This is a genomic window from Nocardia sp. NPDC060220 (assembly GCF_042727815.1).
GTDB lineage: Bacteria > Actinomycetota > Actinomycetes > Mycobacteriales > Mycobacteriaceae > Nocardia.
This window is the reverse complement of record NZ_JBHWZY010001081.1, coordinates 1-1,994: the sequence shown is the minus strand read 5'-3', so window position 1 is coordinate 1,994 and position 1,994 is coordinate 1. Positions and strand designations below refer to the sequence as shown.

Sequence of the window (1,994 nt, the reverse complement as noted above, 5' to 3'; positions counted from 1 at the left end):
CAGCTCCTACCGCACCGACCGGAAGAACTCGCGCACATCCTCGATCAGCAGCTCGGGCGCTTCCATTGCGGCGAAGTGGCCCCCGCGGTCGTATTCGGTCCACCGGACGAGGTTGTTCTGCTTCTCGGCGATGCCGCGAATCGTGGTGTCACCGGGGAAGACCGCGACCGCTGTGGGGACCCCGGAGCTGGGCAGGTCCGCGCCCCACTGCTGGGATTCCTTGTACAGCCGCATCGAGGAGCCCGCGGTCCCGGTGAACCACAAGATCGCTGTTTCGGCGAGCATGGCGTCGCGGTCGAGGGAATCCTCGGGCAGCGCGGCGGCGGGGTCCTTGTAGGTGTTGACGACATCGACGACCCACGCGAGCAGACCTGCTGGTGAATCGGTCAGGGCGTGGGCCAGGGTGTGCGGGCGGGTGCTGTGCACACCCGCGTAGGCAGAAGTTTCGTTGCTGCTCCAATCCTGAAGCGCGGCGAGCTTTTCCTGATCTTGCTCGGTGTAGCCCGCACCGTCGTCGTTCCAGGCGGGGATGGTGATAGCGGCGTTGAGATGCACACCGGCGACCCGCTCGGTGTCGACCCGACCCACCTGCGGGGCGATGAACGAGCCCGCGTCGCTACCCTGCACGCCGTAGCGCTGGTAGCCCAATTCGCCCATCAGCCGGGCGATCAGTTCCGCGGATCGCTCGGTGGCCGCCTGGCCGGGCTGGTGGGTGGGTCCGGAGAAGCCGAATCCGGGCAGGGTCGGGATGATGAGGTCGAAGGCGTCGCGCGGGTCGCCGCCGTGCGCGCGGGGGTCGGTCAGCGGTCCGATCGTCGCACCGAAGTCGGTGAACGGCCAGCCGTGCACCAAGACCAGCGGCAATGCGCCGGATTCGGGTGAGCGCACGTGGGTGAAGTGCAGGCGCTGCCCATCGATCTGGGTGACGAACTGCGGGTGGGCGTTGCGTGCGGTTTCCGCGGCGCGCCAGTCGAACCCGGTCCGCCAGTAGTCGGCGAGCTCGCGCAGATAGGCGGTGGGCAGGCCGTAGGTCCAGCCGGTGCCGGGCAGGTCGTCGACCCAGCGGGTGCGGGCGAGCCGCTCACGCAGGTCGTCGAGGTCGGATTGCGGGATGTCGATCCGGAAGCTGTCGATGTCGCTCATACCGACAACGCTAGGCAGCACTTAGGTCAGGGCTGTTCCTAAGTTCGCGGCATGATGGAGAGATGTCCGAAACATCCGCTCGGCTGCTCCGGCTGCTGTCGCTGTTGCAGACCCGCCGCGCGTGGTCGGGTGCCGAACTCGCGACCAAGCTCGATGTCACCGCGCGCACCGTGCGCCGCGACGTGGAACGGTTGCGCGGATTGGGCTATCCGGTGCAGGCATGGCAGGGCAGCGCGGGGTATCGGTTGGGAGCGGGTGCGTCGATGCCGCCGCTGCTGCTCGACGACGAGGAGGCCGTGGCCGTCGCGGTCGGCTTGCGCACCACCTCGGGCGGCACGGTCACCGGTATCGAGGACGCCTCGCTACGCGCGCTCGCCAAGCTGGAACAGGTGCTCCCCTCGCGACTGCGGCACCGGCTCACCACCTTGCAGCAATCGATGGTGCGGGTCGCCGCCGAAGCACCGCGGGTGGCATCCGAGACGCTGCTGACGATCGCGCAGGCGTGTCGATGCCACGAGCGTCTGCGCTTCGACTACACCGATCACGCCGGTCGGACGTCTCGCCGCGATGTCGAACCCGATTCGCTGGTCAATGTGAGTAGGCATTGGTATCTGGTCGGGTGGGATGTCGATCGAGCCGATTGGCGGTCGTTCCGCGTCGACCGGCTCGAGCCGCGAGTGCCGACGGGCCCACGGTTCACCCCGCGACCGCTGCCCGACGGTGACGCGGCGACCTATCTGTCCCGCAGGCTCTCGGTCGCGTCGTGGCCGTGGCGCACCGTCGTCACCCTGCACGGGTCGGCCACCGAGGTGGCCGATCGGGTCTGGCCGGGCATGGGCGTCCTCGAAGCG

General features: G+C 68.7%; 2 protein-coding genes. One reads left to right on the top strand and one right to left on the bottom strand.

Going from position 1 to position 1,994, the window contains the following annotated elements; genetic code table 11:
• Window positions 1–6 precede the first annotated feature (6 nt).
• Complete coding sequence (locus ACFWF3_RS33830; RefSeq protein WP_379318060.1) at window positions 7–1,143, bottom strand: epoxide hydrolase family protein; 1,137 nt, start codon at window positions 1,141–1,143, stop codon at window positions 7–9.
• A gap of 62 nt (window positions 1,144–1,205) precedes the next feature.
• Here ACFWF3_RS33830 and ACFWF3_RS33825 point away from each other — a divergent pair.
• On the top strand, window positions 1,206–1,994 hold a 789-nt coding region (locus ACFWF3_RS33825; RefSeq protein WP_379318058.1), incomplete at its 3' end, for a helix-turn-helix transcriptional regulator.